The sequence below is a fragment of the Noviherbaspirillum soli genome (assembly GCF_015352955.1).
Classification (GTDB): Bacteria; Pseudomonadota; Gammaproteobacteria; order Burkholderiales; family Burkholderiaceae_D; genus Noviherbaspirillum_A; species Noviherbaspirillum_A soli.
The window spans coordinates 220,448-245,076 of the sequence record NZ_JACYOX010000002.1; the positions used below are offsets into that span (position 1 = coordinate 220,448).

The 24,629-nt window shown below is 60.1% G+C and carries 24 protein-coding genes and 1 tRNA gene; 15 read left to right on the forward strand and 10 right to left on the reverse strand.

The window, feature by feature from the left end:
• Positions 1 to 3 precede the first annotated feature (3 nt).
• The 7 genes from IGW04_RS03325 to IGW04_RS03355 all read left to right on the forward strand — a co-directional run bounded on the left by IGW04_RS03325 (position 4) and on the right by IGW04_RS03355 (position 7,159).
• Complete coding sequence (locus tag IGW04_RS03325) at positions 4 to 897, forward strand: TonB family protein (RefSeq protein ID WP_194711601.1); 894 nt, start codon at positions 4 to 6, stop codon at positions 895 to 897.
• Positions 897 to 1,712: a shikimate dehydrogenase gene (gene aroE, locus IGW04_RS03330; protein WP_194711602.1), complete on the forward strand. Its 816-nt coding sequence runs from the start codon at positions 897 to 899 to the stop codon at positions 1,710 to 1,712. The genes IGW04_RS03325 and aroE overlap by 1 nt, the downstream gene beginning before the upstream one ends.
• Before the next feature lie 3 nt (positions 1,713 to 1,715).
• Positions 1,716 to 2,405, forward strand: a complete 690-nt coding sequence (gene mtgA / locus IGW04_RS03335; protein WP_194711603.1) for a monofunctional biosynthetic peptidoglycan transglycosylase — start codon at positions 1,716 to 1,718, stop codon at positions 2,403 to 2,405.
• A gap of 328 nt (positions 2,406 to 2,733) precedes the next feature.
• On the forward strand, positions 2,734 to 3,699 hold the full coding sequence (gene corA / locus IGW04_RS03340; protein ID WP_194711604.1) for a magnesium/cobalt transporter CorA: 966 nt from the start codon (positions 2,734 to 2,736) through the stop codon (positions 3,697 to 3,699).
• A 583-nt stretch (positions 3,700 to 4,282) separates the two neighbouring features.
• On the forward strand, positions 4,283 to 4,708 hold the full coding sequence (locus tag IGW04_RS03345) for a CopG family transcriptional regulator (protein ID WP_194711605.1): 426 nt from the start codon (positions 4,283 to 4,285) through the stop codon (positions 4,706 to 4,708).
• A gap of 21 nt (positions 4,709 to 4,729) precedes the next feature.
• Positions 4,730 to 5,893: an extracellular catalytic domain type 1 short-chain-length polyhydroxyalkanoate depolymerase gene (locus IGW04_RS03350; RefSeq protein ID WP_194711606.1), complete on the forward strand. Its 1,164-nt coding sequence runs from the start codon at positions 4,730 to 4,732 to the stop codon at positions 5,891 to 5,893.
• 180 nt (positions 5,894 to 6,073) lie between these two features.
• Complete coding sequence (locus tag IGW04_RS03355; RefSeq protein WP_194711607.1) at positions 6,074 to 7,159, forward strand: enolase C-terminal domain-like protein; 1,086 nt, start codon at positions 6,074 to 6,076, stop codon at positions 7,157 to 7,159.
• Between the two features lie 306 nt (positions 7,160 to 7,465).
• Here IGW04_RS03355 and IGW04_RS03360 read toward each other — a convergent pair whose 3' ends face one another.
• The 4 genes from IGW04_RS03360 to IGW04_RS03375 all read right to left on the reverse strand — a co-directional run bounded on the left by IGW04_RS03360 (position 7,466) and on the right by IGW04_RS03375 (position 12,362).
• Positions 7,466 to 8,686: a type II secretion system F family protein gene (locus IGW04_RS03360; RefSeq protein WP_194711608.1), complete on the reverse strand. Its 1,221-nt coding sequence runs from the start codon at positions 8,684 to 8,686 to the stop codon at positions 7,466 to 7,468.
• Between the two features lie 11 nt (positions 8,687 to 8,697).
• Complete coding sequence (pilB, locus tag IGW04_RS03365) at positions 8,698 to 10,431, reverse strand: type IV-A pilus assembly ATPase PilB (protein ID WP_194711609.1); 1,734 nt, start codon at positions 10,429 to 10,431, stop codon at positions 8,698 to 8,700.
• A gap of 155 nt (positions 10,432 to 10,586) precedes the next feature.
• Complete coding sequence (locus IGW04_RS03370; protein WP_194711610.1) at positions 10,587 to 11,867, reverse strand: HlyC/CorC family transporter; 1,281 nt, start codon at positions 11,865 to 11,867, stop codon at positions 10,587 to 10,589.
• Positions 11,868 to 12,005: 138 nt separating this feature from the next.
• Positions 12,006 to 12,362 carry a winged helix-turn-helix domain-containing protein gene (locus IGW04_RS03375; RefSeq protein ID WP_194711611.1) on the reverse strand — a complete coding sequence of 119 codons (357 nt, stop codon included), beginning with the start codon at positions 12,360 to 12,362 and terminating at the stop codon, positions 12,006 to 12,008.
• A 97-nt stretch (positions 12,363 to 12,459) separates the two neighbouring features.
• Here IGW04_RS03375 and IGW04_RS03380 point away from each other — a divergent pair, with 97 nt between their 5' ends.
• The 3 genes from IGW04_RS03380 to IGW04_RS03390 all read left to right on the forward strand — a co-directional run bounded on the left by IGW04_RS03380 (position 12,460) and on the right by IGW04_RS03390 (position 14,492).
• Positions 12,460 to 13,008 (forward strand): hypothetical protein, encoded by a 549-nt coding sequence (locus IGW04_RS03380; RefSeq protein ID WP_194711612.1) that lies wholly within the window; start codon positions 12,460 to 12,462, stop codon positions 13,006 to 13,008.
• A 93-nt stretch (positions 13,009 to 13,101) separates the two neighbouring features.
• A complete protein-coding gene (locus IGW04_RS03385) occupies positions 13,102 to 13,314 on the forward strand; it encodes a hypervirulence associated TUDOR domain-containing protein (protein ID WP_194711613.1) in 213 nt (70 codons plus the stop codon).
• A 35-nt stretch (positions 13,315 to 13,349) separates the two neighbouring features.
• Positions 13,350 to 14,492 carry a glycosyltransferase family 9 protein gene (locus IGW04_RS03390; protein ID WP_194711614.1) on the forward strand — a complete coding sequence of 381 codons (1,143 nt, stop codon included), beginning with the start codon at positions 13,350 to 13,352 and terminating at the stop codon, positions 14,490 to 14,492.
• Between the two features lie 15 nt (positions 14,493 to 14,507).
• Here IGW04_RS03390 and IGW04_RS03395 read toward each other — a convergent pair whose 3' ends face one another.
• From IGW04_RS03395 to ispB, 4 genes are all read right to left on the reverse strand, one after another.
• Positions 14,508 to 15,770: an O-antigen ligase family protein gene (locus tag IGW04_RS03395; protein ID WP_228526837.1), complete on the reverse strand. Its 1,263-nt coding sequence runs from the start codon at positions 15,768 to 15,770 to the stop codon at positions 14,508 to 14,510.
• Between the two features lie 52 nt (positions 15,771 to 15,822).
• Positions 15,823 to 16,884, reverse strand: coding sequence for a glycosyltransferase family 9 protein (locus IGW04_RS03400; protein WP_194711616.1), 1,062 nt, complete (start codon positions 16,882 to 16,884; stop codon positions 15,823 to 15,825).
• A 219-nt stretch (positions 16,885 to 17,103) separates the two neighbouring features.
• Positions 17,104 to 17,180, reverse strand: a tRNA-Pro gene (locus tag IGW04_RS03405).
• A 33-nt stretch (positions 17,181 to 17,213) separates the two neighbouring features.
• Positions 17,214 to 18,203 carry an octaprenyl diphosphate synthase gene (gene ispB, locus IGW04_RS03410; RefSeq protein WP_194711617.1) on the reverse strand — a complete coding sequence of 330 codons (990 nt, stop codon included), beginning with the start codon at positions 18,201 to 18,203 and terminating at the stop codon, positions 17,214 to 17,216.
• A gap of 228 nt (positions 18,204 to 18,431) precedes the next feature.
• On the opposite strand from ispB, the gene rplU reads away from it, so the two are divergent.
• The 4 genes from rplU (at position 18,432) to proB (ending at position 21,434) form a co-directional block, all read left to right on the forward strand.
• On the forward strand, positions 18,432 to 18,743 hold the full coding sequence (rplU, locus tag IGW04_RS03415) for a 50S ribosomal protein L21 (RefSeq protein WP_194711618.1): 312 nt from the start codon (positions 18,432 to 18,434) through the stop codon (positions 18,741 to 18,743).
• 37 nt (positions 18,744 to 18,780) lie between these two features.
• A complete protein-coding gene (gene rpmA, locus IGW04_RS03420) occupies positions 18,781 to 19,038 on the forward strand; it encodes a 50S ribosomal protein L27 (RefSeq protein WP_194711619.1) in 258 nt (85 codons plus the stop codon).
• A 91-nt stretch (positions 19,039 to 19,129) separates the two neighbouring features.
• Positions 19,130 to 20,239, forward strand: coding sequence for an Obg family GTPase CgtA (gene cgtA, locus IGW04_RS03425; protein WP_194711620.1), 1,110 nt, complete (start codon positions 19,130 to 19,132; stop codon positions 20,237 to 20,239).
• Positions 20,240 to 20,315: 76 nt separating this feature from the next.
• Positions 20,316 to 21,434 (forward strand): glutamate 5-kinase, encoded by a 1,119-nt coding sequence (gene proB, locus IGW04_RS03430; protein WP_194711621.1) that lies wholly within the window; start codon positions 20,316 to 20,318, stop codon positions 21,432 to 21,434.
• 75 nt (positions 21,435 to 21,509) lie between these two features.
• Here the strand turns inward: proB and IGW04_RS03435 are convergent, their stop codons facing one another.
• Positions 21,510 to 22,058: a CNP1-like family protein gene (locus IGW04_RS03435; protein WP_194711622.1), complete on the reverse strand. Its 549-nt coding sequence runs from the start codon at positions 22,056 to 22,058 to the stop codon at positions 21,510 to 21,512.
• 7 nt (positions 22,059 to 22,065) lie between these two features.
• Complete coding sequence (locus IGW04_RS03440; protein WP_194711623.1) at positions 22,066 to 22,686, reverse strand: RNA pyrophosphohydrolase; 621 nt, start codon at positions 22,684 to 22,686, stop codon at positions 22,066 to 22,068.
• A 187-nt stretch (positions 22,687 to 22,873) separates the two neighbouring features.
• On the opposite strand from IGW04_RS03440, the gene IGW04_RS03445 reads away from it, so the two are divergent.
• Entirely contained in the window at positions 22,874 to 24,604 is a 1,731-nt protein-coding gene (locus IGW04_RS03445; protein ID WP_194711624.1) for a proline--tRNA ligase, read from the forward strand.
• Positions 24,605 to 24,629 lie beyond the last annotated feature (25 nt).

The window sequence follows — 24,629 nt, forward strand, 5'->3', positions numbered from 1 at the left end:
CGCGTGAAGCATTTTCTACAAGACCGCACCCTGGTGATCGCGGTCGTCATTTCCCTGCTGGTGCATGCCCTGCTGCTGGCCGTGCGCTTCGCCGCGCCCGAGCCGGTGCGCTTCAAGCCGGTCGACCCCGGCCTCGAAGTCATCCTGGTCAATGCCCGGCACGAGAAGAAGCCCGTGAAGGCCGAGGCGCTGGCCCAGGCCAATCTGGACGGCGGCGGCAATGCCGATGCCGGCCGCGCCAAGTCGCCGCTGCCCAACCTGAAGAAGAGCGAGGACGGCGACAACATCAAGGCGGCGCGGCGGCGCGTGGCCGAGCTGGAAGAGCAGCAGAAGATCCTGGCGCAGAACGCGAAACAGACCCGCACCAAGGCGCCCAAGACCACGCCGCAGGACACGCCCAGCGCGGCGCCGCCGACGCCGGCCGCGCCCGACGACAATGAAAATGCCCGTGCGCTGGCACGGGCCGAGGCCGAGATCAACCGCCAGATCGAGGACTACAACAAGCGGCCGCGCAAGACCCAGATCACGCCGAGCACCCGCGAGGTGGGCTATGCGATGTATTACAGCCAGCTGCAAAAACGCATCGAGAACATCGGCACCCTGAACTTTCCGCAGCAGAACGGCAAGAAACTGTACGGCGAACTGGTGGTGTACATACCGGTGTTCCAGGACGGCACCATCTATGACAGGGAAGGCGGCCCGCGCGTGGAGCGCTCCTCCGGCAATCCGGCGCTGGACGAGGCGGCCTTGCGCATCGTGCGCCGCGCCGCGCCCTTCGGCCGATTCCCCGACAATATGCGCACCAGCGGCAAGGACGATGTGTGGGAAATCATCACCCGCTTCAAGTTCACCCGCGACGATGCGGTGCAGACCGAACTGCGTGGAGGAAGCAGCTGATGACTGACAGATACGCCGTGATCGGCAACCCGATCGCCCACAGCAAGTCGCCCGAGATCCATGCGCGCTTTGCGCAGCAGACCGGCGAGGACATCCGCTACGAGCGGCTGCTGGCGCCGCTGGAAGGCTTCGCGCAGACCGTGGCCGACTTCATGCAGGCCGGCGGGCTGGGCGCCAACGTCACCGTGCCCTTCAAGCTGGAAGCCTATGCGCTGGCCACCGAGCTGAGCGTGCGGGCGCAGGCCGCCGGCGCGGTCAACACGCTGCGCTTTTCCGGCGACGTGATCTACGGCGACAACACCGATGGCGTCGGCCTGGTGACCGACATCGTCCGCAATGCCGGCGTGGCGTTGCAGGGCAGGCGCCTGCTGCTGCTGGGTGCCGGCGGCGCCGCCCGCGGCGTGCTGCTGCCGCTTCTGGACCAGCAGCCGACGGAAATCGTGATAGCCAACCGCACGCCGGAGAAGGCGCACCTGCTGGTGCAGGAATTCTCGGCGCCGCATGGCGTGCTGCGGGCCAGCGCCTTCGATGCGCTCGACGGCATGTTCGACGTGGTCATCAATGCCACCTCGGCCAGCCTGGAACAGGCGCTGCCGCCGGTGCCCGCTGCCTGCTTCGGCGGGGCCACGCTGGCCTACGACATGATGTATGGCCGTGACGCCACGCCGTTCATGCGCCTGGCCGCCAGCCATGGCGCCACCGCGCGCGATGGCCTGGGCATGCTGGTCGAGCAGGCCGCCGAATCCTTCTTTGTCTGGCGCGGCGTGCGGCCCGACACCGCGCCGGTGCACCAGGCGCTGCGCGCGCTGCTGTAGTTCATGCTGCGAAAGGTGCTGTTCTGGCTGGTGCTGCTCCCAGTGGTCCTGGTGCTGGCGCTGCAGCTGTATTTTTTCGCGCAGATCTGGTGGTGGGTGGAACACAATCCGTCATCCACCAGCTTCATGCGCCAGCAGCTGGCGGCGCTGCAGCAAAAGAACCCGAACGCCAGGCTGCAGTTCCAGTGGGTGGACTATGAGCGCATCTCGGGCAACCTGAAGCGCGCCATCATCGCCTCCGAGGATGCCAACTTCTCCGGCCATGAAGGCATAGACTGGGACGCGCTGCAGAAGGCTTATGAAAAGAACAGCAAGCGCGGCAAGGTCGTCCTGGGCGGTTCCACCATCACCCAGCAGCTCGCCAAGAACCTGTTCCTGTCCGGCGAACGCAGCTATCTGCGCAAGGGCCAGGAAGTGGTGATTGCCTACATGATCGAATACTGGATGGACAAGGAACGCATCTTCGAGATCTATCTGAACGTGGTGGAGTGGGGCAATGGCGTGTTCGGCGCCGAAGCCGCCTCGCGGCATTATTACGGCACATCGGCGGCCAGGCTGTCGGCCAGCCAGGCCGCGCGACTGGCGGTGATGCTGCCCAACCCGCGCTACTACGACCTGCACCGCGATTCGAGCTATCTGGCGCGCCGTACCGGCCTGATCCTGCGCCGCATGGGTTCGGCCGAACTGCCCTGAAAGCCGCATCTGACGCTGCATGCAACAGGCCTTGCGCGGGTCTGCATAGGCTTCCGGTTATGACTTGCCTAGGCATGGCCTTGTCAGTACACTTGCGCTGTTTTTGTTCCTGGAGACCCGACTTGGGTAGTCCTTATTCAGACATGCGGCCATCTTTGCATGGCCGGTTGGCGAGATAGCGCGCTGCATTCCCCAGTCGCCTCTCGCCAGTTTTGGTGGGCGGGCGCATCCAAAAGGCCGTATCGGCCGCGTTCCCTGATTTGTTATACACCCCTGGCGCATGCCGGGGGGCGCTGCGCTTGCGCGAGCGCTGCGGGCGGGAGGTCAGATGATCAATGTATTTGTGCTGCAAAACGGCCGGCTGAACCAGGTCAATATCAACAGCCGCGACGACCTGGTGCAGGCCGTGCCGGTCTGGGTGGACCTGACCGACCCCAATGATGAAGAGCGCAACTGGGTCCGCAGCATCTATGGCGTGACGCTGCCGGGCGAGGATGAGGTCAAGGACATCGAGGCATCGGCCCGCTATTACGAAGCCGAGAATGGCGACCTGCACCTGCGCACCGACTTCCTGCTGGAGGACGACGACGGCCCGGCGCGGGTGGTGACGGTGGCGTTCATCCTGGCGCGCAACATGCTGTTCTCGGTGCATACCGACGACCTGCCGGTGTTTCGCCTGGTGCGCATGCGCGCCCGCTCCCGGCCCGGCTCGATCGACGACTACAAGGATGTGCTGCTGGACCTGTACGCCACCGATGCCGAGTACTCGGCCGACGCGCTGGAAGGCATCTACCAGAGCCTGGAGGAAGTCAGCCGCAGCGTGCTGCAGAAGGACTTCACCGACCAGGACGCGGCCGAGTCGCTCAACGCGATCGCCCAGGAAGAGGACTTGAACGGCCGCATCCGCCGCAACATGATGGACACCCGGCGCGCGGTCAGCTTCCTGATGCGCGGCCGCCTGCTCAATGCCGACCAGTTCGAGGAAGCGCGCCAGATCCTGCGCGACATCGAATCGCTGGATGGCCACACCGCCTTCCTGTTTGACAAGATCAACTTCCTGATGGATGCCACCGTCGGCTTCATCAACATCAACCAGAACAAGATCATCAAGATCTTCTCGGTGGCATCGGTCGCCTTCCTGCCGCCGACGCTGATCGCCAGCATTTACGGCATGAACTTCCGGCTGCTGCCGGAACTGAACTGGGATTTCGGTTATCCCTTTGCGCTGGTGCTGATGGTGGCAAGCGCGATCACGCCGTTCTGGTATTTCAGGAAGCGGGGATGGCTGAAGTAAGGCGGTAAGGTCGTTCCCGCCGCGACCGGTTGGCCGCGGCGTTTCCTCGTTCATGAAGCAGCCGGACATGCAGTCTCGAACCTTGTGGAAGATAAGACGGCCAGGTCGTTGACTGTCTCCGCAATGCGGGACGCTCACTGATGATGCGCCGGCATGAACATTCATGTCCGGCATTGCCCGGCGCGCATGCGCGAGCCAACTATCGGGCGCCGCACTGCGGGGGCTACTTCCGCATCGATCGCAATTTCCTTTTCCGCCTGTGCGGTAGCTAAGCTCCGCCTGTTCCAATCCCGTTCCAATCCCGTTCCCATCCCAAGTCCATCCATTCATCGGCTTCCGTTTTCCAGCGCGTCCCCGCAGCCACGCCGTCGCATCTCCACGGTATGCCGTACCACGTCCCGCATCGCTTCGGTTAGACGGCCAGCCCAGCGTCCACAGGCATACGTTGATGCATTTTTGCAATGTTAAAAAAGGTTTGACACGGGCTTCACAGTCTATATACTCCATTTGGATGGTATATGGATTCCATTTAGATTCCATTTAGATGCCGCGCAGATCCCAAGCAATGGAGGAGCCAACTTAAATGACACAGCCGACCGTACAGCCATCCCTGCCAGTCAAGGCGAACGACACCGAAAAGGTGACCATCAACCTGGGCCTGGTGGATCTCGGCCAGATCGACCTGCTGGTCCAGGAAGGCTTTTATTCCAACCGCACCGACCTGATACGCACGGCCATACGCAACCAACTGGTCGCCCATGCCGACGTGATACGCCAGACCGTCACGCGCAAGAGCCTGGTGCTGGGTCTTCAGCATTTTTCCCGCGCCGACCTGGAAGCCCTGCAGGCCGCCGGTCAGACGCTGCGCATCCAGGTGCTGGGTTTGGCCACGATAGCGCACGACGTGACGCCGGAACTGGCGCTGGCCACCATCACCGACATTTCCGTACTGGGCGCGCTGCATGCCAGCCCAGCCGTCAAGGCCGCATTGGCCGGGCGGATACATTAAACGAACTCAGGAAAGCACCACATGAACATCAACCAGCAATTTCTGGCGCAAATGCAGGAAGCCGCGCAGCTGCTGCAAACGGAAGGCCCGATGGCCGCCACCGCCGCCATCCAGCGCGCGCTCAACGGCGGCGCGACGCCTGCCGCACCGTCTGCCACGCCATCGGGGCAGGGACAGCCCGAGGTCCTGATCGACATCAATCCGGTCAGCGCCGCCGGAGAGCCGCCCCAGCCGCCGCGCGCCGGGTTCTCGGGCCTGGCGCAGCGGCTGCGCGCAAGGATGGCCAATGCAGGAGTGCAGGATGTGCAGGACGTGCAGCCGGGGGGCGGCGAGGGGCAGGGTCCGCTCAAGGGCAAGTTCCTGAATCTGACTGCCAGCACGCCGGCAGGCAGCCGCACCTACAAGCTGTACATACCGACGAGCTATGCGCCGGGCGGCGCACTGGTGGTCATGCTGCACGGCTGCAAGCAGCATCCGGACGACTTCGCCGCCGGCACCGGCATGAATGCGCTGGCGGAGGAGCATGGCTGCCTGGTCGCCTACCCGGCGCAGTCGAAGAATGCAAACGGCTCCAATTGCTGGAACTGGTTCCAGGCCGGCGACCAGCGGCGCGAGCGCGGCGAGCCGGCCATCATCGCCGCCATTGCCCGCGACATCCTGCGCAACCACCAGGCCGATCCGGCGCGGGTCTATGTCGCCGGGCTATCGGCTGGCGGCGCCATGGCGGCCATCCTGGCAACCGAATATCCCGACCTGTTCGCAGCCGCCGGCATCCATTCCGGATTGCCGACCGGCGCGGCGCACGATGTGCCTTCAGCCTTCGCTGCGATGAAGAACGGTACCGTGAAGTCGGCACGCGCCGCCGGCATTCCGCTGATCGTGTTCCATGGCGACGCCGACAAGACCGTCCATCCGCGCAACGGCCAGGCCGTGCTGGCGCAACGCACCGCAGGGCGTGCCAGCGGTGCTTCCGTAGAGAAGGGCAAGGCGACGAACGGGCGCGGCTATACCAGGGCAATACACCGCGACAGCACGGGCAAGCTGCTGGCCGAGCACTGGACAGTCCATGGCAGCGGCCATGCCTGGTCAGGCGGCAGCCGGCGCGGCTCCTACACCGATCCGCAGGGGCCGGATGCATCGCGCGAAATGCTGCGCTTTTTCCTGGAGCACCGCAGGAACGCCTGAGGGCAATCCATTGCGGCAGTGGCTCGCAGAGGAGTGACTCAAGGCACAGAGTGCGTATCAGCCGGGCAGCAAAGCCCACGTGTGGCAGCCGGCTGATTTTCCTCCAACGCGAGCGCCTGTTGCATCACATGCCGATCGCTGCCTTAATGAGCACTCTTTAAAACCAGAGGAGACACAACAATGCACGATGCACCGCCCATCATCCGCAATGTCGTGGCGCGTGCCGTGGTCGCGCCGATCGGCCGCCCGGTGCGCACCGCCATGGGCACGATACCCGCTGCGCCGCTGGTGCTGCTGGACGTGCATACCGAGCAGGGCGTCACAGGAAACGCCTATCTGTTTGGCTACACCCCGCTTACGCTGGTTCCTCTTGTGAAGCTGGCTGAAAGCCTGGGCGAGCTGCTGAAAGGCAAACAGGTCGTTCCTTTCGAAAGAATGAAGGAACTCGACCTGCAATTCCGGCTGCTGGGAACACAGGGCCTGCTTGGCATGGTGCTGTCCGGCCTGGACATGGCTTTCTGGGACATCCTGGGCAAGGCAGCGGGCAAGCCGGTCGTCTCGCTGCTGGGCGGCGAGCCAAGGCCGATACGGGCCTATGACAGCTATGGATTCGTCGACCCGGTTGCCGACGCCGCACAGATACAGCGCTCCCTGGACCAGGGCTTCCGCGGCATCAAGATCAAGGTGGGCGCCGAGACGCTGGCGCAGGATATCGCCTCCGTCGCCGCGGTGCGGCAAATGATCGGACCCGACATTGCCCTGATGCTCGACTTCAACCAGAGCCTCGGTCCGATGGAAGCCTGCCATCGCATCGCAAGACTTGCCGAGTTCGATCCCTACTGGATTGAAGAGCCGGTGTCGGCGCAGGATCTGCAAGGACATGCCAGGGTAAAGGCATCGGCCAGCGTGCCGATCCAGACCGGTGAAAACTGGTGGTTCCCCCGTGACATGCAACGCGCCATCAGCGCCGGCGCCTCCGACTTCGTGATGGTGGACATGATGAAGATCGGTGGCATCACCGGCTGGATGGCCGCCGCCGCGCAGGCGGATGCCGCATCCCTGCCGCTTTCAAGCCATATCTTCGTCGAAGCCAGCTCCCATACGCTGCCGGTGACGCCCACCTGCGACTGGCTGGAATACCTTGATTTTGCCGGGGCGATCCTGGAAAGGCCTTATCAGGTAACGAACGGCACCGTCTGCGCGAGGGGAGACGGACTTGGCCTCGCCTGGAATGAGGATGCGGTTTCCCGTTATGCAGTGCAATGAGCCACGCTGGAAAACCACTGGACTTGCCGGTGCTGCAAACTGCACAGCCCGGCGGGAAAAGCCGGATCAACCGCTCTTGCTGCATCTAATACCAAACCCAAGCCATAACGTCCGATGAAACCGCATCTTGTTCCGCCTGGCTGCGCTGGGATCGTCGTCAATAGCTCGGCTGTTGACTCCCCACTCGTCTTGCCAGACGAAAAAATCCATCGGTTTCGTCCGGGACGTTATGGATTGGGATTGGTATGACTGATTACCTTCAGCGCAAAGTCAGGGCAACCTGGAATGGCTGCCCGCGAACCGTCTTCAAACCACCGAACCCAGCTTGAAGATAGGCAGATACATCGCCACCACAAGGCCGCCGATCAGCACGCCCAGGATCACCATGATCAGCGGTTCCATCAGGCTGGACAGGGATTCCACTGCCTGGTCGACTTCATCCTCATAGAAATCGGCAACCTTGCCCAGCATCTGGTCCAGCGCGCCCGATTCCTCGCCGATGGCGACCATCTGCGTGACCATATTCGGAAACACGTCGGCATTCTGCATCGCAATCGTCAGGCTGGTGCCGGTGCTGACTTCGGTCTGTATCTTGCGGGTGGCATCCTGGTAGACAGCATTGCCGGACGCGCCGCCGACCGAGTCGAGCGATTCGACCAGCGGCACGCCGGCGGCGAACATCGTGGCCAGGGTGCGTGTCCAGCGCGCGATGGTGGCCTTGCGCACCACCGGACCGAAGATGGGCGCCTTCAGCAGCAGCGCATCCATCCTGCGCTGCATGGCAGGCGATCGGCGCCAGGCCTGAAAGAACAGGTAGAGGCTGCCGAACAGGCCGCCGAAGATGAAGTACCAGTTGGCCACGAAAAAGTCGGACATGGCCATGACCATCAGCGTCGGCGCCGGCAGGTCGGCGCCAAAGCTGGTGAATACTTCCTTGAAGGCAGGCACCACCCAGATCATGATCACGGCGGTGACGATGAAGGCCACCGCCAGGATGGAGACGGGGTAGAACATCGCCGACTTGATCTTGCCCTTGATGGCCAGGGTTTTTTCCTTGTAGATCGCCAGCCTGGTCAGCAGGTCTTCCAGGATGCCGGCCTGTTCGCCGGCGGCAACCAGATTGCAGAACAGCGGATCGAAATAGAGCGGAAACTTGCGGAATGCCTGGTTCAGGCTGGTGCCGGTTTCCACATCGCCGCGAATGTCCTGAACCAGCTTGGACACTGAAGGATTGGAATGGCCCTTGGCGACGATGTCGAAGGACTGCAGCAGCGGCACGCCAGCCTTCATCATGGTCGCCAGCTGCCGGGTGAAGAGCGTGATGTCCTTTTCGGTTACCTTTCGGCCGCTGCGCAGCGTGCGCTTCTTGACCTTGTGCACCAGAATACCCTGGCGCCGCAGCGTGGCGCTGACCACGTTCTCGCCGCTGGCGCGCAGTTCGCCGCGTACCTGCTTGCCGCTGCGGTCGCGGCCTTCCCAGGCGTAGATCGATTCCTTGATGTTGTGAACGCTTGCGCCACTGGCCATGGGATTTTCCTTTAGATGTTGGTGCAGCCCAGCACTTCTTCGAGGCTGGTCAGGCCGCTTCTGACTTTGGCCAGTCCCGCCTCGCGCAGCGTCTTGACGCCGTCGAGCCTGGCTTGCGCTTCGATTTCCAGCGCGGTGCCATGCGCCAGGATGATTTTTTCAATGGCTTCCGAAATCGGCATGATCTGGTAAATGCCGACTCGTCCCTTGTAGCCGCTGCCGTTGCAGCGTTCGCAGCCGACTGCCTTGTAAGGCGTCCAGGTGCCGTCCAGTTCGTCTTCGGTGTAACCGGCCTCGAGCAGGGATTCATCGGGAATCACGGTTGGCTGCTTGCAGGAGCAGAGCCGGCGCGCCAGGCGCTGCGCGGTGATCATGATCACCGATGAGGCGATGTTGAACGGCGCCACGCCCATGTTCATCAATCGGGTCAGGGTCGACGGCGCATCATTGGTATGCAGCGTCGAAAACACCATGTGGCCGGTTTGCGCCGCCTTGATCGCAATGTCGGCTGTTTCGAGGTCGCGAATCTCGCCGACCATGATGATGTCAGGGTCCTGCCGCAGAAACGCCTTCAGTGCCACAGGAAAGGTCAGGCCGGCGCGGTCGTTCACATTGACCTGGTTGACGCCAGGCAGGTTGATTTCGGCCGGATCTTCTGCGGTCGAGATGTTGATGCCGGGCTGGTTCAGGATGTTGAGGCATGTGTAGAGCGAGACGGTCTTGCCGGATCCGGTCGGCCCCGTCACCAGTACCATGCCGTAGGGACGCTGGATCGCATCCATCAGCAGGTCCTTCTGGTACGGTTCATAGCCCAGCGACTCGATGCCCATCTGTGCCTGCGTCGCATCCAGGATGCGCATCACGATCTTTTCGCCGAACAGCGTTGGCAGGGTGCTGACGCGAAAGTCGATGGCGCGCGTCTTTGACAGCACCAGCTTCATGCGCCCGTCCTGCGGAACCCGTTTTTCGGAAATGTCGAGCTTGGAAATGACCTTGATGCGCGAAGCCAGCTTTTCCTTGATCGCCAGCGGCGGCTGCGCCACCTCGCGCAATACGCCATCCACCCGGAAACGGATCTGGTAATACTTTTCAAAAGGCTCGAAATGCAGGTCGGACGCGCCCATGTTGATCGCGTCGATCAGGATCTTCTGCAAAAAGCGCACCACCGGAGCATCGTCGATATCGGTCGACAGCCCATCCGCGGCGGTATTCGCGGCGGCATCGTCGTCGGCGAAGTCGATGTTGTCGAGATCGTCGCCAATCAGTTCGTTGAGATTCTGCTCCGCGCTCTGGTTCAGCTTCTCGATGGCCCGCACCAGTTGCTGGTGATCGACGATGACCGGTTCGACCGTCATCTCGGTCTGGAACTTGATCTGTTCCAGCGCCTGGGTATTGGTGGGGTCGGAAAGCGCCACTGACAGTCGGTTGCCACGCTTGGCCAGCGCCATTACCCGTTGGCTTTGCATCAGCTTGGGGTCAATCGCCTTTTCCGGCAGGTTGCCGAGGTTGAAGGCGGATAACTCCAGCAAGGGATAGCCGAACGTCTCGGCGCAGAAAATAGCCAGCGACCTGGAGTCGATTGCCTTTTCCTCGAGCAGCGCATCAATCAGCGATATCTTTTCGCTTGCTGCCTTCCTGCTGCAGGCCTCCGCCTGCGTCATGCTCAGGCGCCCGGCCTGGGACAGTGAACGGGCAAGACCGGACAGAGGCATGCTGGACACGGTATTCGGAGGATTTGCCGCCATGTTGGGATGTGTAGAAAGTTACGCCGGCAGGATAAAAATGCTCAGATGATGCCTATAAGGTATTGATCTGTAAAGAAATTTAGTCTGATTTCGTCATGCTGTTCGTATGGCTGAACTGCAAGACGATAAACGCACATTAGTTTACCAGAAGAAACTTATTTCTTTCCCGGCTGTACCAGTTTTACCACTTTGATCGCCTGATTTTGTACCTGGACGATTTCAATCACGCAGCCCGCCAGCTTCAATGCCACATGGGGTTCGGGAATATCCTGCAGCCATTCCAACAGCAGGCCATTCATGGTTTTCGGCCCGTCGAGCGGAAAATGAAGCCCCAGCCGCTTGTTAATTTCACGCAGCGTGGCCGAGCCTTCGATCAGGCACTCGCCGTGAGCGTCCCAGCCGTGGCTGTCTGAACGCGATCCGCCCGGCGCGGAAGTGGTGAATTCACCGACGATTTCCTCGATCAGGTCATCCAGTGTCACCAAGCCCTGCACCTCGCCGTATTCATCCACGATCAGCCCCAGCCGCTCATGGTTTTCCTGAAAATACTGCATCTGGGCAAACACATCGGTGTCTTGCGGAATGAAATAGGGCGGCGTCAGAAGGCGGCGAAAATCGTCCGCTGTCAGTGCTTCCTCCTGGTTCAGCAGAGCCACCGCCTTGCGCACATGCAGAATGCCAAGCACCTGGTTAATGCCGCCCTGGTGAACCGGCAGCTTGTTGTGGTAGCAGGTAGTGAGCTGATGCCTGATCTCCTCCACCGGCGCGGACAGGTCCAGGGACTCGATCTGGGCGCGCGGCGTCATCACGTCTTCCACCGAAATCTTTTCCAGGTCGAACAGGTTGAGCAGGATGGCCCGGTGCTTCTTCGGCATCACATTGCCGCCTTCCATGACGATCGCCCGCAACTCGTCTGCCGACAGCCGCTGCTCGTTGGCCCCGGCGCCAACCCGAATGTGCATGAGCCGCAACAGGCCGCTGATGAGCAGATGCACCAGCCAGATCATGGGGCTGGCCAGGACCAGCAGCGGACGCAGCGCGCGGCTGGCAGGCAAGGCAATGCGTTCCGGATGGCTTGCGCCGAGGATCTTCGGCAGGATCTGCGCAAAAATGATCAGCAGCAGCGATACCAGCACGATCGCAACGACAAGCACGGTTTCCTGGTTGCCAAACATGGTCACGGCGATTAGCGTCACCAGCGCGGTGGCGACGGCATTGATCAGCGTGCTGGCAATCAGCACAACAGTCAGCATGCGGTCGGTGCGTTCCAGCAGCCAGATCGCCGATGCCGCCCCCTTGTTGCCTCCTTGCGCGAGATGACGCAGGCGATGCCGGTTGGCCGCCATCAGGGCCGTCTCGGTCATTGCAAAGAATGCGGAAATGCAGATCAGTACAGTCAGCGCAAGAATTTGCGCCCACAGGGGGACGGCGTCCAATCAGTGATCCTGGAAATCTGGCCGCTGCTGCGCATGCCGTCTCGGGCACAGTGCGACGGTAATGGAAAGAAAAGTCGGCGCCAACAATGTAATGCAGGTCGGCTCGGCGCTACAAGCCGTTCGGGCATGGCCGCATGCTCAACTGCCCTTGGCGGCTTCGACCAGGCATTTTGACAGCTTGTCAAAATGCATCAACGCGGCCTGTGTCAGTTCGATCTGCTTGCGCCGGCTGTCTTCCGTGTCGCTCAGCATGATCCACCCTTTCTCGCGCATCGATTTAAGCCGGTTGTGAACCGTTGCGGGGGAACCCAGCTCTTCCTTCGCCATCATGTCGCGCACGCAGAGCCGCTGCTGTTCCTTGCCGGCACGGGCAACCATCGCCAGAATGCGCTCCTCGAGCGGATCCAGCGATGGCAACGATGGAAGCCCTCGGATTGCATCGGCCAGTTGCAGAAAACGCAGATAGATGTCGGCTGGGCGGGTCTGTCTTTTCATTGGCGTTCGTATGCGTGGATTCGCGGACGGTATCAGGCGGTTTATCATGCGCATGAAACCGGGCCAGATTCTATCCTATTAATAATTCGTTTCCCGAATGTCACAATTTCGACTGCAATTTACCATGGTGCTTGCTACCATTTTTCTCTTTATTTTAATGCTTTGCATTAATGAATGGCTGTTCAGTTACGCCGAACTCGTTCCCGGCATCAACTGGATCTATCTGCCGGCCGGCGTGCGTTTGCTGTCGACGCTGCTGTTCGGGGGGGCGGGGGCGCTCGGCTTGCTGATCGTTTCATGGCTGGTGTCTTTCTTTTATTTTTTCCCGAATGACTTCATGCGGGCATTTGCCGGCGGCATCGTGGCGACCGTCGCTCCCTATGGCGTCTACCTGGTGGCGCAGCAGGCCTATGGCCTGCGCTCCTCCCTCGCCAACCTGACTTCAGCGCGTTTACTCATCTGTATTATCGCCTGCTCGCTGGCAAGCCCCTTGTTGCATCACATCTGGTTTGCAATCTATGAGCCGCCGCGTCCGCTGCTGAAGAGTTTTCTGGTGATGGCGGCGGGCGACCTGAACGGCACCCTGCTGGTTGTCTATGCCGCCAAGATGATGCTGGGCCTGCTTCCACGACAGCGTACGGGCTGAGCAAGGCCGACCCCGGCTCGCATTCGTCGCAACCGCCTGCGCCCTCTATAATGGCGATCATTTTTGCAAACCATCTTGCAGACAGGAGCGGACATGGCGACCACGTTCAAGAAAGGCGACAAGGTGCAGTGGCATTCGGCGCAGGGCATTATTACCGGCACTGTCAAGAAAAAACTGACGGCGCCCATCGATATCAAGGGTCACCATGTGACAGCTTCTCCGGAGGAGCCGCAATACCTGGTTGAAAGCGACAAGACCGGCGCTGAAGCGGCGCACAAGCCGGACGCGCTGACCAAGGTGCATTGACGGTCCCGCGATGCGCGGCCAGGACAAACACAAGCATGACTTCAGCTTCCCCGAAGATTTCCGCCGATCTTTTACGCAAGAGCGACAAGATACTTTTCATCGCGCACCTCGCACTCGGCGATTTTACCTATTTGCAAAACTTCTTCCAGCGTTTTTCGCAGGCCTACCCGCATCTAAGGGTACACCTGTGGGTGGACGAGGTCAGGCGCACCAGCAAGTCCGCAGAGTGGAAATTTCTGAAAAAGTATTCGCTCTACGATTGGGTAGCACAATGCCCGTTTTTTGAAAAAATCTACGACCGTACCTATAGCCCGCAATTGTTGCGCGAGTCCATCGTTGAAGCGCAGTCCGAGCATTACCCGCTCGTGGTGTCGCTCGCCACATTGCGTCCGCATTTTTATGCGGGCCTTGCTCGGGAGATCAGTCCCCATGGTTTCGTTGCCGGCATCAAGCCGCCACTGAAGCTTTTTGAACTGCACCATCAGCCTGCCTATCGCAAGCTTGATGTCGCAATCCCGCCGAAAGAGGCAGGCGCAGCGCAAATGCATATTACGGATACCTATGCCGGCTGGTTTCAACAGTTGTTCGGGCTTGATGTGCCGGAGTCGGCGCGCCATCCCTTTGTCGACATACCGGAGCAGTGGCTGGATGCGGCGCAGCGACAGCTCGCACTCTGGGGGTTTTATCCAGGTAATGGAAAGATTGTTTTCATCAATCCGTTTGCCAAGACGAAGAAGCGTTGCTGGCCGCTGGACAAGGTGGCCGAGCTGATCAAGGCGATGCAGGCACAGGAAGCGTGGCGCGATGCCTGCTTCATCGTCAATGCCGTGCCCCAGGAACTGGAGCGCGCCAGGGTCATGATAGGCAAACACAATTTGGCGCGGACCGAATTGTTCAGCGCGGAAGAGAACTTCTTTCAACTGCCTGCAATGCTGCGGCTATGTGATCTCATCATTTCCGTTGAAACCGCAGTGATGCATCTGGCAAATGCAGTTGGTGTTCCCGTGCTGGCCCTGATGCGCCAGAAAAATCCCGAGTGGGCGCCGATCGACGAGAAAAACAGCGCGGTGATTACGACAGCAACTCGCAGGGAATGGGTCGATGCCATCCCGGTCAACCGGGTGATGGGTCAACTGCAGTCTAGCCTGACAGTGGTTGCTGACAGATGCGTTAAATGACTGGAGGCGACATGGTTAGCGAGAGGCAGCGCTTGTCCACGCCCCCGGTGCCGCTAAAGCGTTTTCATGTTTGCGCCTGATGATGCTGGCGAGCAGCAGCGCAGTGCACAGCGTATAAAAACTGCCTATACCGGTCCAGAAGAACATCAGATCCGTCAGGCCAAAGAGGAAATAGCAGACACACACCATGATGCCCATCAGGGCGCTGGTCCGGATCTGGCGATCGGGATGCCTCCGGTCATGGAAAAAGTAAAAGGCTGGCGCGAAGTAGATCGCCAGGGTCGCCAGGAATCCAACGATGCCGTTGATGGTCAAATTGAACAGCAGCTCATTGTGGGAATGCGCATAGTGCGCCGCTGCCTCGCTAACGATGCCTGCCTTTGCGAGGCGCTCCATGCCGAGGCTATAGTTATCCTTCCCAATGCCAAACAGGGGGCGCTCCTGAAACAGCAGCCAGGCGCCGTGCCACATCTGCAGCCGCATGCCCACCGAGGTGTCCATGTCGATGCCCCTCTGGTAATTGCTGACTTCCGCAACCGCTTCATTGAGCCGGTGCGGCCCGCTGCTGGTCGAGAAAATGGCGCCGACCAGCAGCAGGCCGCTGAAGGCGATCAGAAGCTTGCGACGGAGGGAAACGCTGTCGCTGTTAAAGAAGATGATCGCAATTGCGGCCAGGATGGCAAGCCAACTGCCGCGCGTGGCGGTCAGTGCAGTGGTGTATATGCCGGCAAGGAGGGCGGCGCTTTTCAACACGGTCATCGAAGGCCGGCGCCGCTGCTCCCATCCCAGTGAAAGAAACACCAGTATCCCGAGCAGAAGGGCAATGTCGGAATAGGCGATGGTCGAAAGGAAGCCGATGTCGGTGGGGCGTTCGGCGCCGCCGCTGGTGGCGATGTAAGCCTTGACCGTCGCGCTGATCAGTCCGGCCATCGCGGTCCATTGCAGGCTTTTCAGGTAACTAAACGGCAGCAGCAGCAGGATCCACATGACTGGAGCGAAGACCGCGATCCGCAGTGCGCGATCGTAATGCTTGACTGCGAAACTGCCGAGCGACGCCTGGTTCAGGAATACGCTGATCAACCATGCTGCCATGGCCAGATGCAAGGGCCAGTAACGCCGTAGAAACGTCGAAAGGCTGATGTCGAGCGGCTTCATGCCAAAGCCGGCCGCCACCATGGCGCATGCAAGCAGGAGAAACAGGCAAGCATTTGCCGCGCTGTGTACCACAATCGCCAGTGCCGGGAAAGTAATCACCAGCGACAGGACGACCCACTTCATGTAATTCAAATTCTTCTCCGGTGCTGCGGGCAAGCATTGCCATCGTAGTTGATCAAGTACTGCAGGCCTCGTTCCTGGCGTGCTTCTCGCGCCCCGCTTCCTCTGTCCATTGCAGCACGATCTCGCTGACAGCTTCCGGTGTGATGTTCTCCATGCATTCACAGCTCGGTGCCGTCTTTTTGCGGCAATTGGGGCATGACGTGGGCATGAACAGGCTTTGCGCGCGCGGTCCCACTGGCGCCCATCTGCCCGGATGCATGGGCCTGGTCGGCGGAAACAGGCCCAGCGTGCGCTGCCCTAGCGCCGCGGAGAGATGCAGCGGGCCGGTGCCGCTCGCAATCAGTCCGTCGGCCAGACTGATCATCACGCCAAGTTGTGCCAGCGTCAGCTTGCCGCATACATTGCTCACATTCTGCGACTCCAGCAGGGCGGTGGCATGTTCCTCCAGCCAGCGGCCTTCAACCGCGCTTCCGGTCGCCCATAGATGGATGTCCGGCTGCGTCTTCAGGATGTCAGCCAGCCTGGCGAAATGGCCGATCGGCCATTCGCGTCCGTGTCCGTTCGACTTGGTATGGATGATCAGATTGAAGCGGTGCGGCGCCAGCAATGCGCTGATCTGCGCATCCGTCTCCGGTTTGAATTGGTAAAGCCCGGCGATCGTTTCCAGATCCGGGATGCTGCCGAGCCCGAACGGACGAAGGAACTCGAAATTGATCTGGGCTTCATGAAGATCGGTGGTGCGCTTGGAAAAACGTACGCGCCGATTGCAGAAAAGAAGCTGGTAAACCTTCTGCCGCGCATTGCCGATCCGGTGTTTGATGCCTGCCTTGAAGGCCGCAATGGCAAATCGCCGGTCCGGCTGGGCAAAAATGACGGTATCGATATCGGACTGCCTGAAATAGCGTACGGGATCGTCTATCACGCTCTCGCATTCCACCACATCGTCGACCGTACTGCAGCGCCGCACTACCGCAGCGGCATAGCCGCGGCACATGACGCTGATTTTCACGGACGGGAAATGCTCCTTCAGCCAGGCGGTGATAGGCAGTGTGAGTACGACATCCCCGATGTTGTCGTTGCGGCATATCAGGATATGCGAGCTCTTTATTGCCATTGCTGCTGCTTTCGATGAAATGAAACCGGATTGTAGCTCAAGCCGTGTTGCACGAGCCAATGCGGCGCACGGCCATGATGGAGGGCAGCGGCAGAACAGTCAGGGAAGAGCTTGCTGAGGGGAGGAAAATCCGAAAAGTAGACAGGATGCCAGAAGATGCCGGCTGCCAGGTGATCGCATTGCAATGCCGGATTGACTGTCGACATGTATTGCAATGTCTGGTCGGGGTGAGAGGATTCGAACCTCCGGCCTCTACGTCCCGAACGTAGCGCTCTACCAGGCTAAGCTACACCCCGATGACCAATGCAATGCTTGCTGTTCAACCGCTGTTAGTGATTGCGGTCAACTGCGAAGGCGCATAAGTGTAGCAAAGAATTTTTGAAATCGCTAGAAGGCAGGCCAACAATCGTTGCCCTTGCTGCATCGGCTGCCAAAGTCGCCTTCTCACGGGTATATTGCAGCGCGCCGGACTCTGTCACTGCTGCCAGCACGGCATCGAAATGCTGCTCATCGCCGGTTTCTATGCAAGTGCGCACCAGTTCTTTTTGTTCTGGCGTGCCATGTTGCATCAGATAGATCAGTGGCAGCGTGGGTTTGCCTTCGCGCAGATCGTCGCCGACATTCTTGCCGATATCGTCGGCATTGCCTGAATAGTCCAGGACATCGTCGATCAGCTGGAACGCGGTCCCCAGGGAGCGGCCATATTCGGCTGCCGCTTCGATTTGCTCATCGGGAGCGCCGGCAATCAATGCGCCCAGCTGGGCAGCGGCTTCGAACAGCTTTGCGGTCTTGGAGCGGATTACCTGCAAATAACGCGCCTCGGACACATCGGGATCATGCATGTTCAGCAGTTGCAGTACCTCGCCTTCGGCAATCACATTGGTTGCGTCCGCCAGGATCTGCATGACCCGCATATTGCGGAGCGCCACCATCATCTGGAACGAGCGGGAATAAAGAAAGTCGCCAACCAGAACAGAGGCGGCATTCCCAAACAACGCATTGGCAGTCTTGCGCCCGCGCCGCATCGAAGACTCATCGACGACATCGTCATGCAGCAGGGTGGCTGTGTGGATGAACTCGACAATCGCCGCTAGCGCATGATGTTCCATGCCGCGGTATCCCCAGGCATTCGCAAACAGCAATACCAGTGTGGGCCTGATCCGTTTCCCGCCAGCGCTGATGATGTAGTCCGCAATCTGGTTGACCAGAGGAACTTCAGAATGCAGCTCGCGGCGTATGACGCGATTGACCGCGTCGGTATCAGCGGCGATGGCATCGCTTAACAGGCGGGACGAGACGGTAGTTGGCGTGGCGGACAAGGTAAACCTGCTAGTAATCTTCGAGTGAGCGAATTATACGATGAGCAGGCGGACACGCCATGAGCCCCCTCTATGCGAGGGCCGGGCTATGGATTGACGCGCAATTCTCAGCGACTTTGCCGCGCGGCGAAAATTTATGTATAATCCGCGGTTTTCCTGATTTCGCAGGGTTCAAGCCCCGCGGGCAGTCCAAGGGAAAAGTCCTTTAATCAATTGATGAGGTTTCACATGTACGCGGTCATAAAAACCGGTGGCAAGCAATACAAGGTTGTCGCTGGCGAAAAATTCAAAGTAGAACAGATACCGGCAGACATTGGTTCCGAAGTCACGTTAGATCAAGTCCTCGCAGTGGGCGCAGGCGACACCATCAAGTTTGGTGCGCCGTTGGTCGAAGGTGCTACGGTCCTGGCTACGGTTGTGGCGCACGGTCGCCACGATAAGGTGAAGATTTTCAAGATGCGTCGTCGTAAGCATTACCAGAAGCATCAGGGCCATCGCCAAAACTACACCGAACTGCAAATCGTCTCGATCAACGGCTAATCGTTGACCTGACCAACCCGATACCAAGGAGTCTGAAATGGCACACAAAAAAGGCGGCGGCACTACGCGCAACGGTCGCGATTCCGAGTCAAAACGACTGGGCGTGAAAGTCTACGGCGGCCAGGCGATCAACGCCGGCGGCATCATCATCCGTCAGCGCGGCACCAAGGTGCACGCTGGTGAAAACGTCGGCATGGGCAAGGACCACACCCTGTTCGCGCTGATCGACGGCAAGGTGCAGTTTGCAACCAAAGGCGCCCTGCAGCGTCATACGGTTACCGTGGTACCTGCGTAATCGACAGAATACGCATCAAATGAGGCGCAAGCCTTCATCGAAAAGGCTCTGCCTCCGGTAGGGCCTTTTTAGTTTTTGGGCGGCACAAATCATGAAGTTCATAGACGAAGCAAAAATCGAGGTCATTGCGGGCGACGGCGGCAACGGCGTGGCTTCCTTTTGCCGTGAAAAATTCCGTCCCTTCGGCGGTCCCGATGGCGGCGACGGCGGCAAGGGCGGCAGTATCTGGGCCGTGGCCGACCGGAATATCAATACGCTGGTGGATTACCGCTTCTCCAAGCTGCACAAGGCCAGGAACGGCGAAAACGGCCGCGGTTCGGACTGTTACGGCAAGGGCGCTGACGACATCATGCTGCGCATGCCCGTGGGCACCCTGATCATCGACCAGAACGATGGCGAGATCGTGGCGGACCTGACCGAGCATGGCCAGCAGGTGCTGCTTGCCAAGGGCGGCGAGGGCGGCTGGGGCAATATCCACTTCAAGACTTCGACCAATCGTGCGCCGCGCCAGAAGACTGAAGGCAAGGAAGGCGAGCGCCGCGAGCTGCGGCTGGAGCTGAAGGTGCTGGCCGATGTGGGCCTGCTGGGCATGCCGAATGCCGGCAAGTCGACCTTCATCACCGCCGTGTCGAATGCACGTCCGAAGATTGCCGACTATCCGTTCACGACGCTGCATCCCAATCTGGGCATGGTGCGGGTAAGCCATGAAAAAAGCTTCGTGATTGCCGACATCCCCGGCCTGATCGAAGGCGCCGCCGAAGGCGCCGGCCTGGGCATCCAGTTCCTGCGTCATCTGCAGCGCACGCGCCTGCTGCTGCATATCGTCGACCTGGCGCCATTCGATAATGTCGACCCGGTCAAGGAAGCCAAGGCGATCGTGAAGGAACTGCAGAAGTACGACGAGTCGCTGTATGAAAAACCGCGCTGGCTGGTGTTGAACAAGCTCGACATGGTGCCTGAAGATGAGCGCAAGAAGCGCGTCAAGGACTTCATCAAGCGTTTCGGATGGAAGGGGCCGGTGTATGAAATTTCGGCACTGACCCGCGACGGCTGTGAAGAGCTGGTCCAGGATATCTATCACTACCTGGCCGAGCAAAAGCAGCTGGAGCAGCGCGTCGAGGCATCGCCGCAGATGGAAGAAGCGGCGCGTGGCATCAACTCCATCGATCCGGACGATCCGCGCTTCAAGATTCTCGATTAAGCCGCAAGGCATGTTGTTTCGCAGGGCGCCTCGGGCGCCCTTTATAATTGCCGGGCTATCACTCCTCCATGCTTCCATGAATTCCGTCATCCACAATGCAAAGCGCCTGATCATCAAGGTAGGTTCATCCCTGGTCACCAATGATGGCAAGGGCCTGGACCATGTCGCCATCGCGAAATGGGCGGAGCAGATTGCGCAACTGCGCGCACTGGGCAAGGAAGTGGTGCTGGTAAGCTCCGGCGCGATTGCGGAAGGCATGCAGCGCCTGGGATTCGAGAAGCGGCCTACCGGCATCCATGAGCTGCAGGCGTGCGCTGCCGTTGGCCAGATGGGGCTGGCGCAGATCTACGAAACCAGTTTTCGCGCCCACCGGTTGGGTACGGCGCAGGTTTTGCTGACACATGCCGATCTGGCCGATCGAGAGCGCTACCTGAATGCGCGTTCGACCTTGTTTACGCTGCTGAAATTCGGAGTGATTCCGATCATCAACGAGAACGATACGGTGGTCACCGACGAGATCAAGTTTGGCGACAACGATACCCTTGGCGCGCTGGTGGCCAACCTGATCGAAGGCGATGCCTTGATCATCCTCACCGACCAGCGCGGCTTGTACACTGCGGATCCACGGCGCGATCCACAGGCCCGTTTTGTTGACGAGGCCAAGGCGGGCGACCCGGCGCTCGAGGCAATGGCAGGCGGCGCCGGCACCGGCATCGGACGAGGCGGCATGCTGACCAAGATCCTGGCAGCCAAGCGCGCCGCGACATCGGGTGCGCACACCGTGATTGCCTGGGGCAGGGAAGACCGGGTGCTGTCGCGCCTGGCCAGCGGCGAGATGATAGGGACCCAACTGACTGCGCAGACCGCACAGCTTACTGCGCGCAAGCAGTGGATGGCGGATCACCTTCAGACCGCGGGCAGCGTGATTCTCGACGAGGGCGCGGTACAGGTACTGACCGCGCATGGCAAATCGCTGCTGCCCATCGGCGTAGTGGAAGTCAGCGGCGATTTCGGCCGTGGCGACGTGATCACCTGTCTGGACGGGCAGGGCCGGGCGCTGGCGCGTGGCATCACGAATTATTCCAGTTCGGAAGCGCGTCGGATCCTGCGCCGTCCGTCATCCGAAATCGAGTCCATCCTGGGTTTTGTGGAAGAACCTGAGCTGATTCATCGCGACAACATGGTCTTGCTGTAGCCCCTGGCCTCGGCGCATCGCGAGGCGGAAGGCTTGCTCCCTGCCGTAGCGCTGCGTCGCTGTTGCGCAGCCTTGTCAGCCGCCTGTTTTCGGATTGATCGGTTGATTGTTGCGAAGTCTTTTCAGCAGGGTTTCACGATTGCCCGCAACCCCCTTGCTTTCGCAGAAAAAATCTACTGCCAAAACGCCGTGCTGGCGATTAGCCGAATTCCGGACGATCGGTTCCCATTGGTCGCGGCGGGAGCGTGACCAGGTGCCGTCGTCGCGGCCATAGGCGTAAGACTTCTTTTCGAAGCTCGCGCAGCGGATACCTTCATAACTGATATTTTTTGCGCCACTGACGCTGGTCGACACCAGCGTGAACCGGATGACGCCATCCTTGCCAAGGCTGAGTGATTTCTCATCGATAGCAAAGGTTTGCGTGGCCGTTGCGCTGACGTAGAAGGGAATCAGATTTTCAGGTGTTGGCGGCGCCGGGAGTTGCACGGCAATTTCCTGCCATGTCTTTCCCGAGTCGTCGAAGTCTTCTTCAAACTCGGATTGCGAAAACGCTGGCGGAATGCAGAAGAAAGCCGCCAGCGCAGCCGCAGCCAGAATGGCCGGGCTACGATGGTTCAGGAACATGTAAAACTCACTTGTTGTTGGTTTCGGTGATGATCAGCGTCACCTTTTCCCGCGTTTCGCAAAGTTCGGGCAGCTTGTGCTGCTCGCGCGCCTGCATGCCTGCGTCAGCCGGCTGACGCAGGTAACGTGCCGGATGCCGGTGGCCGCCGTGACCGGAGCGATGAAGAAAACGTGACAATTCCTGCAATGCCCGCTGGTAGACCTCGCGCTTGAATTCAATCACCACGTCGAGCGGCACCCAATAGTTGTGCCACCGCCATGCGTCAAATTCTGGGTGATCGGTCATGCGCAGGTTGACGTCACAGTCGCGTCCGGTCATGCGCAGCAGAAACCAGATCTGCTTTTGTCCACGGTAGTGGCCGCGGATTTCACGCTTGATGAAATGGTCGGGCACTTCATAGCGCAGCCAGTCGCGGGTGCGGCCGATGATCTTTACGTGCGACGCCTTCAGGCCGACTTCTTCTTCGAGCTCGCGATACATTGCCTGCTCGGGTGTTTCTCCAAATTTGATTCCGCCTTGCGGAAATTGCCACGAATGTTCGCGCACTCGCTTTCCCCACCACACTTCGTTATGTGTGTTGAGAAGAATGATGCCGACGTTCGGGCGAAAGCCTTCACGGTCCAGCATGTTGCACCTCAGTTTTTCTGCGGCTACCTGTGCTGCATTTGCATGTCAATTGTCATGACTGTCGCTTTCTGCTGCGACAGGGTGTTACTGCAACGAGCAATCGGGCAAAGAGTAGGCACAGGCAACCAGCTAATCCTTTAAAATTGAGTTGATTATAACCCTCTCTTTTTAAAAAGAATTCACCGTTATGCGCGCCTCACGTTTTTTTGTATCAACCCTCAAGGAAGCCCCGTCGGACGCCGAGATCGTCAGTCACAAGCTGATGATGCGCGCCGGTATGATCAAGCGCCTGGGGTCAGGCATCTATACCTACATGCCCATGGGCCTGCGGGTAATACGCAAGGTGGAAGCGATTGTCCGGGAGGAAATGAACCGTGCGGGCGCGGTGGAACTGCTGATGCCGGTGGTGCAGCCTGCGGAACTCTGGCAGGAAACCGGGCGCTGGGACAAGATGGGCCCGGAGTTGATGCGGGTGAAAGACCGCCATGGCCGCGACTACGCGATCCAGCCGACATCGGAAGAAGTCATCACCGACGTGGCGCGCACCGAGATTCGTTCCTATCGCCAACTGCCTGTCAATTTCTATCATATCCAGACCAAGTTCCGTGACGAGCGCCGTCCACGCTTCGGCCTGATGCGCGGACGTGAGTTCACGATGAAGGACGCCTATTCCTTCGACCGCGACGTTGAGGGCATGCAGCGCTCCTATCAGCAGATGTATGACGCGTATGTCAGCATCTTCAACCGTTTCGGGCTGCAGTTCCGTGCGGTGGCGGCCGACAATGGCGCGATTGGCGGTTCCGGCTCGCATGAATTCCATGTGATTGCCGATACCGGAGAAGATGCACTGGTCTACTGCCCGAGTTCGGATTACGCCGCCAACATTGAGGCGGCGGAAGCGCCGGCGCTGCTGGACGAGCGCAATGCGCCTGCCCAGTCCCTGGCCAGGACCGCGACGCCGGGCAAGGCCCGCTGCGAAGACGTGGCCGAACTGCTTGGCCTGCCTCTGGCGCAGACCGTGAAATCGATCGTGCTGGCGCGCGATGCCGAGCAAGAGGGCGGCGAAAAGGAAATTTGGCTGCTCCTGCTGCGCGGCGACCATGAACTGAATGAAGTGAAGGCATCCAAGGTGCCGGGGCTGGGCGCTTACCGCTTTGCCTCCGAATCGGAAATCATCGAGTGGTTTGGCACCAAGCCCGGCTACCTTGGTCCGATCGGCACCGTCAAGCCGGTCAAGGTCGTGGCGGATAGCACGGTTGCCAAGATGAGCGACTTCGTCTGTGGCGCCAACGAGGAAGGTTTTCACTACACCGGCGCCAACTGGGGGCGCGATATTGCCGAGCCCGTTGTTTGCGACCTGCGCAATGTGGTGGAGGGCGACGCGTCGCCGGACGGCAAGGGCGTGCTGGCGATACAGCGCGGCATCGAAGTCGGCCATGTGTTCCAGCTCGGCACCCGCTATTCGGAAGACATGAAGGCGACCTTCCTTGACGTCAATGGCAAGCCGGCGCTAATGCAGATGGGATGCTACGGCATCGGTATCACGCGCATCCTGGGCGCTGCCATCGAGCAGAATTTCGACGACAAGGGCATCATCTGGCCGGTGTCGATCGCGCCGTTTGAAGTCGTTCTGTGCCCTATGGGCTACGACCGCAGCGAGACGGTCAAGGCCGAGACCGACCGGCTGTATGCGGCATTGCAGGCTGCCGGCGTGGATGTGATCGTTGATGACCGCGGCGAGCGTCCGGGCGTGATGTTCGCCGACTGGGAACTGATCGGCGTGCCGCATCGCGTGGTGATCGGCGAGCGCGGACTCAAGGAAAGCAGCCTGGAATACCAGGGGCGACGCGATAGCGCCGCCACGCCGGTTGCGCTGGCCGACATGACCGCCTTCATCCAGGACAAGCTGCGGGCGTGAACCAGGCGGCGCAAAGCCGAAGACT

Coding starts and splice junctions, on each gene's coding strand:
- aroE (WP_194711602.1), top strand. CDS start 897: ATGACTGACAGATACGCCGTGATCGGCAACCCGATCGCCCACAGCAAG.
- mtgA (WP_194711603.1), top strand. CDS start 1,716: ATGCTGCGAAAGGTGCTGTTCTGGCTGGTGCTGCTCCCAGTGGTCCTG.
- corA (WP_194711604.1), top strand. CDS start 2,734: ATGATCAATGTATTTGTGCTGCAAAACGGCCGGCTGAACCAGGTCAAT.
- IGW04_RS03345 (WP_194711605.1), top strand. CDS start 4,283: ATGACACAGCCGACCGTACAGCCATCCCTGCCAGTCAAGGCGAACGAC.
- IGW04_RS03350 (WP_194711606.1), top strand. CDS start 4,730: ATGAACATCAACCAGCAATTTCTGGCGCAAATGCAGGAAGCCGCGCAG.
- IGW04_RS03355 (WP_194711607.1), top strand. CDS start 6,074: ATGCACGATGCACCGCCCATCATCCGCAATGTCGTGGCGCGTGCCGTG.
- IGW04_RS03360 (WP_194711608.1), bottom strand. CDS start 8,686: ATGGCCAGTGGCGCAAGCGTTCACAACATCAAGGAATCGATCTACGCC.
- pilB (WP_194711609.1), bottom strand. CDS start 10,431: ATGGCGGCAAATCCTCCGAATACCGTGTCCAGCATGCCTCTGTCCGGT.
- IGW04_RS03375 (WP_194711611.1), bottom strand. CDS start 12,362: ATGAAAAGACAGACCCGCCCAGCCGACATCTATCTGCGTTTTCTGCAA.
- IGW04_RS03380 (WP_194711612.1), top strand. CDS start 12,460: ATGTCACAATTTCGACTGCAATTTACCATGGTGCTTGCTACCATTTTT.
- IGW04_RS03385 (WP_194711613.1), top strand. CDS start 13,102: ATGGCGACCACGTTCAAGAAAGGCGACAAGGTGCAGTGGCATTCGGCG.
- IGW04_RS03390 (WP_194711614.1), top strand. CDS start 13,350: ATGACTTCAGCTTCCCCGAAGATTTCCGCCGATCTTTTACGCAAGAGC.
- IGW04_RS03395 (WP_228526837.1), bottom strand. CDS start 15,770: ATGAAGTGGGTCGTCCTGTCGCTGGTGATTACTTTCCCGGCACTGGCG.
- IGW04_RS03400 (WP_194711616.1), bottom strand. CDS start 16,884: ATGGCAATAAAGAGCTCGCATATCCTGATATGCCGCAACGACAACATC.
- rplU (WP_194711618.1), top strand. CDS start 18,432: ATGTACGCGGTCATAAAAACCGGTGGCAAGCAATACAAGGTTGTCGCT.
- rpmA (WP_194711619.1), top strand. CDS start 18,781: ATGGCACACAAAAAAGGCGGCGGCACTACGCGCAACGGTCGCGATTCC.
- cgtA (WP_194711620.1), top strand. CDS start 19,130: ATGAAGTTCATAGACGAAGCAAAAATCGAGGTCATTGCGGGCGACGGC.
- proB (WP_194711621.1), top strand. CDS start 20,316: ATGAATTCCGTCATCCACAATGCAAAGCGCCTGATCATCAAGGTAGGT.
- IGW04_RS03435 (WP_194711622.1), bottom strand. CDS start 22,058: ATGTTCCTGAACCATCGTAGCCCGGCCATTCTGGCTGCGGCTGCGCTG.
- IGW04_RS03440 (WP_194711623.1), bottom strand. CDS start 22,686: ATGCTGGACCGTGAAGGCTTTCGCCCGAACGTCGGCATCATTCTTCTC.
- IGW04_RS03445 (WP_194711624.1), top strand. CDS start 22,874: ATGCGCGCCTCACGTTTTTTTGTATCAACCCTCAAGGAAGCCCCGTCG.